Origin of the sequence: Bradyrhizobium sp. A11, assembly GCF_042077125.1 — a bacterium.
GTDB classification, from domain to species: Bacteria; Pseudomonadota; Alphaproteobacteria; order Rhizobiales; family Xanthobacteraceae; genus Bradyrhizobium; species Bradyrhizobium japonicum_B.
The window spans coordinates 4,654,537-4,667,955 of the sequence record NZ_CP149509.1; the positions used below are offsets into that span (position 1 = coordinate 4,654,537).

Annotated in this window: 10 protein-coding genes; 6 read left to right on the plus strand and 4 right to left on the minus strand. The window is 65.8% G+C overall.

Going from position 1 to position 13,419, the window contains the following annotated elements; translation table 11 throughout:
- The first annotated feature begins 10 nt into the window (after window positions 1-10).
- From WI560_RS21935 to WI560_RS21945, 3 genes are read left to right on the plus strand one after another with little or no spacing between them, the layout of a single operon-like run.
- On the plus strand, window positions 11-313 hold the full coding sequence (locus WI560_RS21935; protein ID WP_375304819.1) for a hypothetical protein: 303 nt from the start codon (window positions 11-13) through the stop codon (window positions 311-313).
- A 17-nt stretch (window positions 314-330) separates the two neighbouring features.
- Window positions 331-1,914, plus strand: coding sequence for a PepSY-associated TM helix domain-containing protein (locus tag WI560_RS21940; protein WP_375304820.1), 1,584 nt, complete (start codon window positions 331-333; stop codon window positions 1,912-1,914).
- Window positions 1,911-2,186: a hypothetical protein gene (locus WI560_RS21945; protein WP_375304821.1), complete on the plus strand. Its 276-nt coding sequence runs from the start codon at window positions 1,911-1,913 to the stop codon at window positions 2,184-2,186. Before WI560_RS21940 ends, WI560_RS21945 begins: the two co-directional genes overlap by 4 nt.
- 282 nt (window positions 2,187-2,468) lie before the next feature.
- Here WI560_RS21945 and WI560_RS21950 read toward each other — a convergent pair whose 3' ends face one another.
- Window positions 2,469-3,059, minus strand: coding sequence for a DUF2147 domain-containing protein (locus WI560_RS21950; RefSeq protein WP_375304822.1), 591 nt, complete (start codon window positions 3,057-3,059; stop codon window positions 2,469-2,471).
- 106 nt (window positions 3,060-3,165) lie between these two features.
- Window positions 3,166-4,194 carry an NAD(P)/FAD-dependent oxidoreductase gene (locus WI560_RS21955; protein ID WP_375304823.1) on the minus strand — a complete coding sequence of 343 codons (1,029 nt, stop codon included), beginning with the start codon at window positions 4,192-4,194 and terminating at the stop codon, window positions 3,166-3,168.
- A gap of 183 nt (window positions 4,195-4,377) precedes the next feature.
- On the opposite strand from WI560_RS21955, the gene WI560_RS21960 reads away from it, so the two are divergent.
- Window positions 4,378-4,845, plus strand: coding sequence for a thioesterase family protein (locus WI560_RS21960; protein ID WP_257196289.1), 468 nt, complete (start codon window positions 4,378-4,380; stop codon window positions 4,843-4,845).
- Window positions 4,846-4,860: 15 nt separating this feature from the next.
- On the opposite strand, the gene WI560_RS21965 is transcribed toward WI560_RS21960, so the two are convergent.
- On the minus strand, window positions 4,861-5,181 hold the full coding sequence (locus tag WI560_RS21965) for a 2Fe-2S iron-sulfur cluster-binding protein (protein ID WP_028137518.1): 321 nt from the start codon (window positions 5,179-5,181) through the stop codon (window positions 4,861-4,863).
- A 177-nt stretch (window positions 5,182-5,358) separates the two neighbouring features.
- Window positions 5,359-5,733 carry an Hpt domain-containing protein gene (locus WI560_RS21970; RefSeq protein WP_375304824.1) on the minus strand — a complete coding sequence of 125 codons (375 nt, stop codon included), beginning with the start codon at window positions 5,731-5,733 and terminating at the stop codon, window positions 5,359-5,361.
- 398 nt (window positions 5,734-6,131) lie between these two features.
- Here WI560_RS21970 and WI560_RS21975 point away from each other — a divergent pair, with 398 nt between their 5' ends.
- Together WI560_RS21975 and WI560_RS21980 are read left to right on the plus strand one after the other, a co-directional pair.
- Complete coding sequence (locus tag WI560_RS21975) at window positions 6,132-11,894, plus strand: negative regulator of septation ring formation (protein ID WP_375304825.1); 5,763 nt, start codon at window positions 6,132-6,134, stop codon at window positions 11,892-11,894.
- 243 nt (window positions 11,895-12,137) lie between these two features.
- The gene (locus tag WI560_RS21980; RefSeq protein ID WP_375304826.1) at window positions 12,138-13,190 is read left to right on the plus strand and encodes an IS110 family transposase; all 1,053 of its coding nucleotides are present in this window, start codon (window positions 12,138-12,140) and stop codon (window positions 13,188-13,190) included.
- Window positions 13,191-13,419 lie beyond the last annotated feature (229 nt).

The window sequence follows — 13,419 nt, forward strand, 5'->3', positions numbered from 1 at the left end:
GGTCCACCGTTTGGCAGCGTCGCATTCAAAGGTGCGGGATCGCAGCCGCTGGCATCCCTGGCTGCGGGCCCTGCTGGCAGGACCGTGCGCGCTCGCACTCACGGCGCTGATCTTGTCCGTGATGCCGTTCTGGATGCCGAAAGGCGCCGGAGGCGTTGACCACATCGCGTTTCCATTGTTCTTCATGCCCGCGATCTGGGGCATCATCTTCTTTTATGCCCTGCTGGATCGGAACCTCGGCCGCGTTGCGATTACAATGACGGTCATCGCCGCCATTCACGCAATCGCACTAAACCGCATGTTTGCCGGTTAGCTCGCGGGGAGAAGCATGTGATCAATCTGAAAGCACCCGAAACCAAGACGCTGGTAGCGGTCCATGGCTGGGCCGGCGCCGTGTTAGGCCTCTTGCTCTACGTCGTCATCGTGACGGGCATGGCGGCGGTGTTCTCGAACGAGATCAAAGCCTGGTCGGGCGGATTGCTCGGTATCAGCGATCCGCTGAACCAACCGCTCGGCGCTGTGCTGGCGCGGCTCGAAGCGCAAACACCTGAGGAGTTTCGTGACGACCTCGGTCTTCGAGCCACACCGGCCGGCAACGTGCATGCGTTCTTCCATGCCGATGAAACTGTAAACGGCGTCCGCCGCGAGCGCGGCGTCCTGTACGAGATCGGACCGAACGAAAGCGTGATCTCGCGCCAGGAAGGACTTGGGAACGAACTTGCGGCCAATGATCCCCACGCCGCGCTCGGACGCTTCTATGTGGATCTTCACGTGCGTCTTCACGTGCCCAATCCGTGGGGACTGATCCTGACTGGCATCTTAGGTCTTGCCATGCTGGTGGCGGCGGTCTCGGGTATCCTGATGCACCGGCATCTGTTCCGGGACATCTTCCTGATGCGCGGACGCGATCGGCTTGTCGGCCTGCGCGATCTGCATTCCGTCGCGGGGACATGGACGTTGCCACACGCCTTCGTGCTGGCCTTCACCGGCGCGTATCTCAGCTTTGCCATCGCCGTGGCGCTGCCGATGTTGGCGAAAATCGCTTTCAAAGGCGATGTGCGCGAAATGGTCACGACGCTGAATGGCTTGAATAGCGTCGACGCCCGTCCGGCGGCAATCGCCGACATTGATCGCATACTGTCCGATGCGCGTCACCGTGCCGGTGCCCCGCTGATGAGTGCAGGATGGGAAAACCGTGGTCGCGCCGATTCGCGGATCACGGTCTTTCCGACGCCGCGGAGCGGGGACCTGACGGCGATGCGCTTGATCTACAACGGATCGACCGGCCAGTTGATCCGCGAGCGGCCGATCATCGGCTTGAAGCCGTCTTGGGGGGCGTCGCTTCTTGGCCTCATCGGCCCAGTTCACTTTGGCAATTTTGCCGGCTGGTGGTCGCGTTCGGTATGGTTCGCGCTGGGTGCTGCAAGCGCGTACGTCGCATGGAGCGGTTTGAATTTATGGGTTCGTCGTCGCTCCAATCAACGTGGCTGGCGTGGGCTTGGCCGCGCCACGGCCTGGGTGGGTGGCGGATTGCCATTCGCGATGACGGTTGCAGCCGTGGCTTATTTTGCCAGCCTGCCGTCGCTCGCCACGGTGTTCTGGACTCCTGTGGCCTTTCTGATTGCGGCCGCACTTGCGCTGATTCCCGCGATAGTGATGCGCTCGGTCGAACGAGTCCCGCCGCTGCTATTCGGCGCGACCGGCATTTTGATGGTCGTGATCCCGGTGTTGCGCACTGCCGTTGGAGGACCCGATTGGAACGCGGCGCTCGCGGCAGGCCAGAGCGCGATACCCGTAATGGATGGACTGGTAGTGCTCGGCGGCCTTGTGTGCGTAGTCTCGGCTGGCTTGTCTTTGCGCCGTCGCGAACAAACGACATTCGGCGCGGGCGCCATCATGCAGTCGGCCGAATGATGCTGCTCGGCTGGCTCGGCTTAGGGGCGGCTTTCTTCAGCGCCGTCTGCGTCGCGATCCTTGCAAGACTTGATCGGAGGCGTCGTAACGGCATCACCGTGCGCCCGCGCATCCGGCGATTGCTCCTGCTGGCGATGTTGATGCCGGGACTCGTCCTCGGCTTCGCCGGAAGATGGAGCGACTTCCTGATTTGGATCGGCGCTGCCGCGATTCTCGGCTGGGCGATTGCGGCATTAGCGAATATGCGCGGCAATCAGGATCAACCATCTTAAGCTCGTTTGCATTCGGCAGGCACCTTAAGCTGGCCGAGCACGCCCGGGATGTGCCTCGCTTGTCTTCGCTCGTCGCGCGACCTCCACCCGCTCACGCTGTGTGCATCGCGCAGAGAGCGTCAGGGTCGGATCCACTTTGCCAAATAGCAGACGGGCATGCTTCGGTCACAGCGACTTGCAACATAATCAGGCCCGACCCGGACTTCAGGCTCCAGTCCGCGTTTGCCCCGCTCGCGGGGAAAAGCGGACATCGGTCGGGCGCTTATGACACGCCCAACGGCTCTACTGCTTCGGCGCCGGTGCCATCATCGCGCCGCCCTTCTTCGCGGGCGCCGTTTGCTTGGTGGCCGCGGCCTGGGCGGGCAGATATTTTGCCACGATGGCGGGATCGACCTGGGCGATGTTGGCGTCAGGCAGACGCGTCCAGGTCTCGTCCTTGCCGAGCAGCGAAATGCCGAGATAGCCGCGCAGCGTCAGGGTCTGGCCGTCGGGACTGACCTTCATGTTGGCCTTCCAGATCTGGCCGTCGCGCGGATTGAGCACGTTGCCGCCTTCGTACTTCAAGCCTTCGCGCTTCATATTGCGGACGAAGGAGATGCCGAGCACCGGCGCGTTCTTGCGGTCATCGGTGCACTTGCTGCAGACCTCGTTCGGATCGTCGCCGGGGCGCGGGAAGGTCTTTGCGATCACGCCTTCGAAGACGCCGTTGCGGTCGACGAAGAGAAACCATCCGACCGTCCTGCCGTCTTCGACCTTCTGCCACAGGCCCGCCGCCGTGGGCTCGGCTGTCTGCGCCGCAGACGGCCTCACCGTCGCGAGCGACAATGCGAGCGCGAGGAAGGAGAGCAGCCGAAGGCTGGAGAAATTCCGCATGAGATCACCTTGCTATTCCACGACCGGAATGGCCGCAGACTACGGCGATTTCGCGAACGGTTCCAGCACCAGAAACATGGGGCATGCCTTGCCGCCCCCGTCGCCGTCAGTTGACACCGAGCTTCTTTTGCAGGCTGGAGGACGAGGTCGTGTATTGGAACACGAGCCGCTTCTCCGGATAGACGTAGCGATGGGCTTTTTGCGACATCAGTGCGCCCTCGTGGAAGCCGCACAGGATCAGCTTGATCTTGCCGGGATAGGTGTTGATGTCGCCGATTGCGAAGATGCCCGGCACGTTGGTCTCGAACGCGGAGGTTTCGACCGGCACCAGATTGTTCTCCAGCGCGATGCCCCAGTTCCCGACCGGACCGAGCTTCATGGTCAGCCCGAAGAACGGCAGCATAGTGTCGCAGGCGACCTCGGTGATGCTGTTGTCGTTGCCCTTGACGGTGGCACCGGTGAGCTTGCCGTCGGCGCCTGACAGCGCGGTGACCTGGCCGAGCTTCAGATCCATCTTGCCGCCGGCAACCAGCGCGCGCATCTGCTCGACGCTGTGGGGCGCCGCGCGAAACTCGTCGCGACGGTGTAGCAGCGTGATGCGCTTGGCAATGGGATGCAGATTGAGCGTCCAGTCGAGCGCGGAATCGCCGCCGCCGACGACCAGCACGTTCTTGTCGCGGAACGTTTCCATCTTGCGCACCGCGTAATGCACCGAGGTGCCTTCATAGGCCTCGATGCCCGGCACCGGCGGACGCTTGGGCTGGAACGAGCCGCCGCCGGCCGCGATCACCAGCACCTTGCACTCGAACACCTTGCCGGCGTCCGTGGTGCAGCGAAACAGGGGATCGCCGATCTTCTCCACGGTCTCGACCATCTCGCCGAGATGGAAGGTCGGATGGAACGGCTTGATCTGCTCCATCAGCGCGTCGGTGAGGCCCTGCCCCGAGACCTGCGGAATGCCGGGAATGTCGTAGATCGGCTTTTCCGGATAGAGCTCGGCGCACTGGCCGCCGACCTTGTCGAGGATGTCGACGAAATGCGCCTTCATGTCGAGAAGGCCAAGCTCGAAGGCGGCGAACAGACCGCAGGGGCCGGCGCCAATAATCAGCACATCGGTTTTGATCGCGTCGCTCATGTCGTCTCTTTGTCTGTCGCTATCTGTTGGACGGCGCCCTTTGGGCCGAGGTGACCCTTGCCTGTCTAGCCAACGGGGATGGATCAGGGAAGGCATAAAAGCGGGAGCGCCCCGCGGCCGCGCCCACTTGCAGGGGCAGCATAACTGGGCTGTAACCAGCAAGGATATGACGGAGATCAATCGGTGAACGCACCAAGTCGCCTCGATACGACGCCGCGCCTGGAGGACTTTCCCTACCGCCTCAGCGACAACGTCCGCTTCGGCGACCTCGATCCCAACCAGCACGTCAACAACGCGGTCTACGCCACCTATTTCGAGACCGGCCGCGTTACGCTGATGAAGCTGCCGGAATACGGCCTGACGCCACCGGGCCTCGCCTGGATCATGGTGCGCCTCGACATGCATTTTCGCGCCGAACTGCGTTGGCCGGGCACCATCGAGCTCGGCCTCGGCGTCGTGAAGCTGGGACGCACGTCCGTGACCTTCGAGCAGGTCGTGTTCTCGGAAGGAAAATGCGTCGCCTCGGCGACGTCGGTCGGCGTCTTGCTCGACGAGGCGACGCGCCGGCCGGCCCCGCTGACCCCTGAGGTGATCGAGAAATTCAGACCCTGGCACAAGCGCGGCATCGAGGTCGCGCCGCCGAGCGGTTAGTCTTTCGAGGGACGATCAGGCCTGACGTTCCGGCGTCGTCACGACGAGACCGTCGAGGTCGTCGGTGACCTTGATCTGGCAGGACAGGCGCGAATTCGGGCGCACGTCGAAGCCGAAGTCGAGCATGTCCTCTTCCATCGGGGTCGGGCTGCCGACCTTCTCGCGCCAGGCTTCGTCGACATAGACATGGCAGGTCGCGCAGGCGCAGGCGCCGCCGCATTCGGCCTCGACCCCGGGAATGCTGTTCCGGATCGCGGCTTCCATCACGGTTGCGCCGTTCTCGATTTCCACCGTGCGGGTTTCGCCCTTGTGGTCGACAAAGTGAATCTTGGCCATGTGTGCTCGTGTTGCCGCGGTGCTGGGAATGAAGGAGGGTCCGGGCTGTCCTATAACGGGTCGATCAGCCCGGCGCCATAGGGTTTTGATGCGAAGTGAATGCCGCTTTACGGCAAGAAAATGCGTCAAAACAAGAGGCTAAGACAAGAGCCTGGTATCCGGCTCGGCCGCGCGGCCTCAAGCCTTCAGGATCGCCTCGATGGCGGCGCGAGCCTCGGTCACGGCCTCCTTCAGCGCGGCGAAGGCGTGGCGCTCGTTATGGCCGATCTGGATCGCGGTCTCCAGGCTCGCGGCGGCATCGGCCACCGCAAAGGCGCCGATCCCGCGCGCCGACCCCTTGAGCTTGTGGGCAAGCGCGCCGGCCTCGGCCGGCAAGCCCGCCATCGCCGCCACCAGGCGCACCGCCTGCTCGGCGAACATGGCCAGCACTTCCTGCTCCAGCTCGGCGTCGCCGAGCGTCATCCGGGAGAGATGGTCGAGGTCGAGCGCGCTGTCGATGGGTGCAAGCGGGGGCGAGGGCATCCAGTCCATCCGTTGCAGTTCAGGCGTCATGGCGAAAGGCCCCGGCATCGCGCGACGGTTCCGCCGGTCCGGCGGTGAGTTCACCTCACCCAAGCATGGAAATGGTTAACGAAATGTTTGGGGTCGCAGACGCAGTTCTGCCCGTTTATTGACGAAAAGTTGCCGCAATCGGCCGAGTCCGGTGGAGAATTTCATTTATTGCTAAGGCGTTACGGCGCGATCCTGTTAACGATGATTAAGAATGTCTTAATCGCAGGCATTTCATTCGCGACGCTCTGCCAATAGGATGTTGCGGAAATTGGCGGACAAGCCGTCCGGGTGGGGACGGCTCGGAGATCCGCGCAAGCGGCATGATCCGGTCTGTGGGCTTGCGCAGGGCGCAGGGCTCGCGGGGGGACGCGTACAAGTAACGAGGGCTCGGACTGAACATGGCGAACACTCCGAAAAAGGTCAAAGACCCCACAGAAGTCGCGCTTTCTGCAATTCAGGAAGCCCTCAACATCAGCGACACCGCTGCGGATACCAGCCGCAACGCCGCGATGCGCAGCGAGACGGCGCCCCCGGTGACGCCTCCGGCCTTCGACGAGCCGAGCTTCGAGCCGCGCCCTGCCGCGAACGAACGCTCGACCGTGTTCGACCCGGTCGAGGAGCCGCGCGCCTCGCGTCGCGCCGCCAACGACGACCGCGAGACCATCGGCCAGCTGCTGCAGGCGCTGCAGAAGGGCCGCCCTGCCCGCAGCGTCTATACCTTCGCCACCATCTTCGCCGGCGTCTGGCTCGCCGCCTGTGCCGCGCTGACGTTCGGCTTCCTGCCCTCGATCCAGGCCGCCATGGGCCAGAGCGGCGGCGTGCTCGTCATCGCCGGCCTGATCGCGATGTTCTTCGCGCCGATCATGCTGTTCTACTTCCTCGCCAGCCTGGTCTGGCGCGGCCAGGAAATGCGCATGATCGCGCAGGCGATGGCGCAGGTCGCGATCCGCTTCTCCGAGCCCGAGGGCTCGGCCTCCGATTCCATGGTCACCGTCGGCCAGGCCATCCGCCGCGAGGTCGCGGCGATGGGCGACGGCATCGAGCGCGCGATCGCGCGCGCCGGCGAGCTCGAGACGCTGGTCGCCAACGAGGTCGCGGCGCTCGAACGCGCCTATTCCGACAACGAAGTGCGCATCCGCGCCCTGCTCCAGGACATCGCGCATCAGCGCGACAACCTGGTCGGCCAGGCCGAGCAGGTCCGCAGCGCCATCTCCGGCGTGCAGATCGATCTGCGCCACGACATCGCGCTGATCTCGGACGCGATCGCCTCGCGCGTCGACGAGGTCGCCAAGTCCATCACCGGCGCGCTGGAAGAGCGCGGCGCCCACATCACCAGTGCGCTGAGCAATGCCGGCGACAACATGATCCTGGCGCTCGGCGAGCGCGGCGGCGACCTGCTCGACCGCCTCGAGGAGGCCAGCAACGAGACCACGCGCGCCGTGCTCGACGCCAGCGAGCGGCTGACCACCAGCCTGAACTTCAAGACCGGGCACGTCCACGACGAGTTCGTCGACCTCGCCGACCGCGTCCACGAGATGCTGAACGAGCGCATCGACCGCATCACCGGCGAATTCGAGCAGCGCTCCGCTGCGATCGTCGACGGCATTTCCGAGCGCACAGAGCAGGTGCACGACAGCCTGAAGAATTCGTCCGACTCGCTGCTGCTCGAGCTCGAGCTGCGCTCCAATGACCTTTCCGCCAAGATCGACGACGCCGGCAACCGCCTCGCCAGCCAGATCATGACGAGCGGCGACAAGGCGAGCGAGGCGCTCGACGCCACCGTCAACACCCTGGTCGCCAAGGTCGTCAGCCAGACCGAGACCGCGCACGATTCGCTGTCGCTGCAGATGAGCGCGTTCGACGAACTGGTCAGGAACCAGGGCACCGAGCTGGTCGAGAAATTCGCCCGCGATTCCGGCACGCTGGGCGCCCTGATCACGCGCCACATCTCCGAGTTCGACCGCACCGTGAAGACCTTCGGCGGCGAGATCGTCGAGCGCATGGGCCAGCGCACGCAGGACATCCATGAGTCGCTGAAGACCTATGTCGACAATTTCGACACCCGCTTCACCGCCAATGGCGGCGAGATCACCGCGATCCTCGACCAGCGCCTGGCGCAGTTCGAGACCACTATAGGCGAACGCGTCAGCAATTTCGACGCCTCGCTGAACGGCAAGATCTCCGGCCTCGATTCCACGATCGAAGGCCACATCAAGACCTTCGACGAGCAGCTCGGCGGCCGCGTCACCGCGCTCGAGCAGTCGTTCGACAGCCGTGCGAAGTCGATGACCGAGACGATCGACGGACGCATCAACACGCTCGCCTCGTCGCTGACCGACGGCGCCGCGCAGGCGATCCAGTCGATCGACAGCCGCCTCACCCACCTCACGAGCACGCTGACCGACGGCGCGTCGCAAACCATCCAGTCGATCGATACGAGGCTGACGCATCTCACGACGACGCTCACCGGCGGCGCGACGCAGGCGCTCGAATCGATCGACTCCCGCCTCACCTACCTGACCACCGCGGTGACGAACGGGGCATCGCAGGCCGTGCAGTCGATCGACACGCGCCTGACGCTGCTGACCTCGACGCTCACCGACGGCACCGCGCAGGCGATCGAAGCGGTCGACCGCCGCATCACCGGCGTCACCGAGATCATCGACGGCCGCAGCATGCACCTGACCGACACGGTCACCGCGCGCTTCCAGGAGATCCAGCAGGCCATCGAGACCAAGGTCGGCTCGGTCGCGAGCGACATCGACGTGCGCGTGGCGCAGTTCGAGGACCTGCTCGGCTCGCGCGTCGAGGCCGTTGCCGGCCGCATCGAGAGCAGCGGCCGCCAGGCCAGCGAGGACATGATGTCCCGCGCCGAAATGATCTCGACCGCGATCCGCTCGCATGTCGAGGACGCCGAGCGCTCGCTCACCAACCTCGTTGTCAACACCAGCGAGACGATCCAGACCGGCGCACGCGCCGCCCAGCAGTCGCTGATGACGGTCTCCTCCGACGTCAACGCCCAGCTCAAGATGACCTCCGCAGAGGTCGAACAGGCGTTGACCGCGGTCGGCACCGGTGCGGCGAACTCGATCCTGACAAGCGCCCGCGAGGCGCAGTCGACCCTGGTCGCGGCGTCGGGCGAAGCCTCCACCCAGATCAAGGGGCTCGCGGCCGACGTCGAGCGCACGCTCTCGGCGGCAGGCTCGGCCACCGCAGCCTCGATCCTGGCCGGCGCCCGCGAGGTGCAGACCACCCTCGTCACGGCGTCCTCGGACGCGGCCAACCACGTCAAGACGCTGACGGCCGACGTGCAGCGCTCGCTGTCGCTGGCCGGCACCACCACGGCAGAATCGATCACCGCCGGCGCCCGCGACGCGCAGAGCGCGCTGATCGCGGCCTCGAGCGAGACCGCCAACCAGATCAAGGCGCTGTCCTCAGACGTGCAGCGTTCGCTCACAATGGCCGGCACTTCGACCGCCGAGATCCTCACCACCGGGGCACGCGAGGCGCAGAACACGCTGGTCGCCGGCTCCGCGGATGCGGCGGCCCAGGTCAAGTCGCTCACCGCCGACGTGCAGCGCTCGCTCTCGATGGCCGGCACCTCGACCGCCGAAACGATCACGGCCGGCGCGCGTGAAGCGCAGAGCATGCTGGTCACGGCGTCGTCCGAGGCAGCCAACCAGGTCAAGTCGCTCGCGGCCGAGGTGCATCGTTCGCTCTCGCAGGTCGGCCAGTCGACCGCCGAGACCATCACCACCAGCGCCCGCGACGCCCAGAGCACCCTGCTCACGGTCTCGGCCGAGCAGACCAGCCAGGTCCGCTCGCTCGCAGCCGAGATGCAGCGCGCGCTGGCGACTGCCGGCGGCGCCACCATCGAGGCGCTCACCAGCGGCGTGCGCGAGGCCCAGGGCACGCTGATCTCGGCTTCGACCGACGCGGCGACCCAGATCAAGTCGCTGACCACCGACATCGAGCGCACGCTGACCGCGGTCGGCGCCGACACCGCCTCGACCATCCTCAACAGCGCCCGTGAGGCCCAGACCTCGCTGACCTCGACCTCAGCGGACGCCGCGAGCCAGATCCGCACGATCTCGACCGAGATCGAGCGCACGCTGAGCGCGGCCGCCGCCAACGCGACCAACGACATCCAGACCAGCGCGCTCAACGCCCAGAACGCGCTGATCTCGGCCTCCAACGAGGCGAGCTCGCGGGTCAAGTCGAGCTCGGCCGACGTCGAACGTTCGGTGCTCGCTGCCAGCTCCAGCTTCGGCCAGGCCATGACCGGCAAGACCGACGAGATCGTCACCTACGTGCAGCAGCAGGCCGACCGTCTGTCGAACATGATCGACGCCAAGCGCGGCGCGCTGGTCGACGCGATCGGCTCGAAGACCAGCCAGCTCACGCTCGACATCGACCGCGTCACCTCGGACGCGCTGAAGTCGATCGAAACGCGCGGCCAGGCCTTCTCGCAGACCATGATGGGCAACGGCTCGGAAGTCGCCCGCACCATCAACGCGGCGAGCGAGATCGCCACCAGCGCTGTCGGCAAGTCGCTGAAGGACCTCGAGCAGGCCTCGCGTTCGGCGATCGACCAGTCGCGCCAGGTCTCGGTCGCGGCCGTCACCGAGATGCAGGAGACCAGCAAGATCCTGCGCACCGACACCGTGGCGCTGTTCGAGCGTCTGCGCGAAGGCAACATCCTGCTCCAGGAAGTGCTGACCGGTGCGCACGACAACCTCAACTCGCTCGAGCGGGCGCTGGTGACGCGCGTCGCCGACTTCGTCTCGGCGATGAACGACGTCACCTCGCGCAACGGCGCGGCGACGCAGAACCTGGAAGAGCAGCTCAACGTCTTCAACAGCAAGACCACGAAGGCGCTGCAGGATCTCGGCGAGCTGTCGACCCAGTTCGACGCGCACGGCAAGGCGCTGGTCGAGGCCGCCCAGGTCGTCGAGCAGAGCAACAAGAACACCACCGCCTCGCTCGCCGAGCGCAAGCAGGCGCTGGAATCGCTGGTCACCACGATCGACCTGCGCACCGCCGATCTCGACCAGCGGCTGTCGCGCTTCACCGGCCTGCTCGATGAATCGCTGGCCGCGGCCGAGGAGCGCGCCCGCGACATCGCCCGCGTCGTCGCCGAGACCGCCGGCGCCGGCTCGGCCGCGATCACCCGCCAGTTCGAGGCGGTGCGCGTGGCCTCCGAGGAGGAGCACCGCCAGACCATCGAGGCGATGCACGACATCTACCGCCAGACCACCGACGAGGCGGACGCGATGTTCAAGCAGTCGACCGAGAAGTTCACCAACCTCGTCGCCAGCATGAAGCAGATGGCCCTCGAGATGCACAACGAGCTCGAAGCCACCCGCAACGAGCTGCGCCGCGGCGTGCTCGAGATGCCGCAGGAGGCCGCCGAGAGCACCGCGCAAATGCGCAAGGTGATCGTCGACCAGATCGAGGCGCTCGCCGAGCTGAACCGCATCGTGGCCCAGCACGGCCGCGGCCTCGACGTCACCACGGCGGGCCGCGCCTCCGTCGCCGTGCATCGCCAGGAAGAGCCGGTGATGGCCGTTGCGGCCGCTCGCGCGACCGAGACCCGCATGCGCGACACCGGCAGCGCCTCCACGCTGCCGCCGCCGGATCTCGGCATGCCGGCCGCGCGCCGCACCGAAGCGCCGCCGGTCGCGCCTTCCGGCAACGACCAGGGCCGTGACGGCTGGCTGTCGGACCTGCTCAGCCGGACCGACGCCAATCAGGGCGCCCCGACCGGACGTGAGGCTCCCCGTGGCCGCCCCGCGCCGCAGCCGCAGGCCCCGCAGGCCAGCAGCAATCCGCTGGAATCGCTGTCGCTCGACATCGGCCGGCTGATGGACCGCAACCTCGCCGCCGAGATGTGGGACCGCTACCAGCGCGGCGAGAACAAGGCGTTCACCAAGCGCCTCTACACGCCCGCCGGCCAGAAGGCCTTCGACGAGGTCGCCCGCAAGTACCGCGCCGACCGCAACTTCAAGGGCACGGTCGACCGCTACGTCGCCGAGTTCGAGCGCCTGCTCGACGAAGTCGCCCGCGACGGCCGCGGCCCGCAGGAGCTGCGCAGCCACCTGACCTCCGAGACGGGTCTGGTGTACACGCTGCTGGCGCATGCGGCGGGCCGGCTGGGGTGAGCGGCAAATAGCGAGTGACGGGTAGCGAACGCAAAACGGAGGCCTCAGGCCTCCGTTTTTTTGTTTTGGGCATCCTCGCTGCCGTGCCCCGGACGCAGCGCAGCGCCCCTTCGGCGGTGCGCTGCAGAGCCGGGGCCCATGTCTCCGCGTGTACCGTGTTGCCGCCTGATGGGGTGGACGGCCCCCTACGGCATCAGTTGTGCCAGAATGAGGTTGTCAGACACCCATTCACAGGAGCCGTCCGTGAACCAGATTATCCGTATTGGGATGGATACGTCGAAGCATATTTTTCAACTGCATGGGGTTGATGCATCCGAGCAGGTGGTGCTGCGCAAGCGGCTGACCCGCAAGGCGATGCTGGAGTTTTTCACTAAGCTGCCGCCGACGGTGATTGCGATTGAGGCTTGCGGGGCTGCTCACCACTTGGCACGGGAGCTCGGCAGGCTGGGACACACGGTCAAGCTGATTGCGCCGCAACTGGTGAAGCCCTACGTGCCGCGCAACAAGAACGACGGACGCGATGCGGAGGGACTTTGCGAGGCGTCGAGCCGGCCGCGGATGCGGTATGTGCCTGTAAAGACGGCGGAGCAGCAGGCCGCACTGATGCTGCTTGGCGTCCGCGAGCAATTGGTCGGGCGTCGCACGCAACTCTCCAACACGATCCGCGGTCATGCGGCGGAGTTCGGTCTGACCGAGGCCAAGGGGCTGGACAAGCTCGCTGCGTTTCTGGCCGCGATCGAGCGGGACGAACGTGTGCCCGTGCTGGCCCGCGAGCTTTTTGTGATGCTTGCTCGGCAATACGACCAGGTGCAGACCGAGCTGAAGGCGATCGAGGCCAAGCTGCGGGCCTGGCACCGGGCCGATGCCACGAGCCGGCGATTGGCGCAGATCCCGGGGGTCGGCCCGGTGACGGCGGCCGCGCTGGTGATGAAGGCGCCTGATCCGCACGCCTTCCGTTCGGGACGATTGTTCGCAGCCTGGCTCGGCCTGACGCCCAAAGACCATTCCACCGCAGGAAAGACCAGGCTCGGCAAGATAACCCGAGCCGGCGACGAGAGATTACGTCAACTTCTTGTGGTCGGGGCGACCGCGGTCGTCAAGCAAGCGACCGGGAAGCGCCGTCGTGGATCGCGCTGGCTGCTCGACCTACTCCAGCGCAAGACGCCGAAGCAGGCAGCCGTGGCGCTGGCCAACAAGACTGCACGCATCGCCTGGAAGCTGATGGCGACGGGAGAGGATTATGACCGCGCGCGGTTCGATGCCAAAAGCGATGCCGAAGTGGCCGCCGCCGCGTAGTTGAGATTCGGCCGACCGGCGGGCTCGCCCACCGGCCGAACCGGAGCTGCAAGAGCAGAGGAGATGGTGCGATCGATCGTTCCGAGATGCGAGCAAATCCGTGGGACCCAGTGGTCGAACAAGACCGCCCTTCTGATTGGAACTCGCGTCGCGAAAACCATCTTGGCCCGCGGTTCAACACGCCGCATCAACAGGCCGGACATATGGATGCAAGCGATCCGATCAAACC